We start from the raw sequence: 1,309 nt of genomic DNA on the forward strand, positions 1-1,309 counted from the left end.
TTATTTAGGATTGTTATGACTTTACCAAATAAATTTTAACTTCCTTAAGCAAGAACATTGTATTTAGAGATATATGGCATTTGCTTAATTACAACAGCTGCCGCCCTAAGTACAATTTTGTTTCTAATAGCGTTAATAACACTCATTTTATGCTTTCCTTCCCCCGTTTTTCTTTCAAAATAACATTTGAACTCTGGGTAAAACTGTATTGCGGATAACGCGCAAAGATGAAGCATCTTTTTTAGCTCTTTGTTTGCCATATTACTAACCCTATTCCGCCCCTTAATACTAATCCCACTACTATGTTCAAATGGAACTACACCGGCGTAACTGGCCAGTTGCTTTCCGCTTCTCCTACATGCAAAATTACATGTACAGCAGATAATATAGATTGCTGTTAAGTGACCGATTCCTGGGACACTTATTAATAAATCATAGTTTTTTTTAATCTTTTCATTTTCTGAAACAATTTTTTTTAGTAATGTTTCGATTTTTGAAATAGAATTCGAAATACCCTTAATAGCATCTCTATGAAGGCGTTCTAATATAAGTCTATTATCTATATTGCTTATATTTTTCAATTCATTTAAATAGACTTCGTTGGACTTAAGTTGAGAAACTAATCTTCTTCTGGAGGCCATTAAATCCTGTATTTGTAATAAAACGGGATCTAATATGCTTGAGGATTTAAGTTCTTCGGCATTTCGATACGCATATTGACACAAACGAATACTATCTACTCTATCACTTTTACCTCTAGCAATACCAAAGCTCCATTTTATATGGGCCGCATTACCAATGTGTATTGGTAGATTCTTTTCACAACAGAATGCCCATAACAAACGATGATATATACCTGTATTCTCTATTACTAACAATGTGTTTTCATTCATAGTGACTTTATGTTTTTTTAGCCATTTATGAAACTCCTTAAGTCCTTGAATAGAATTTTCAAATCGTAGTGTCTGGATCTGCTGTTTTTGCTGATCAATCACACACAATAGAGAGGCATCAAAATAGGGCTTTGAAACGTCTATACCAATAAAGAATTTTGAACAAGTCTTCATAATGATTATTTTTGAAATAGATAATTATACTAACCATTTTTCCTCATCGGTTCAAGTCCTTGATAATGGGTATTTAGCCCTAATTGTTATTTGACCACTAAGGGAAAAAACAGCAGTGGATTATATCCTAAAATAGGCTTAAAAACCTTGACGGTACTAAAATGAGCCACTGCTGTTGGTTAGTTTCTAGAATACAAAATCGTAATCTAATTATATAAATACAAATCTAAAGGACGGTACTG

Annotated in this window: 1 protein-coding gene; it reads right to left on the bottom strand. The window is 32.7% G+C overall.

From position 1 onward, the window contains the following. Nucleotides 1-44 precede the first annotated feature (44 nt). Entirely contained in the window at nucleotides 45-1,067 is a 1,023-nt protein-coding gene (locus tag EDC17_RS16750) for an IS110 family RNA-guided transposase (protein WP_132779376.1), read from the bottom strand. Nucleotides 1,068-1,309 lie beyond the last annotated feature (242 nt).

Source organism: Sphingobacterium alimentarium, assembly GCF_004342685.1.
Lineage (GTDB): Bacteria > Bacteroidota > Bacteroidia > Sphingobacteriales > Sphingobacteriaceae > Sphingobacterium > Sphingobacterium alimentarium.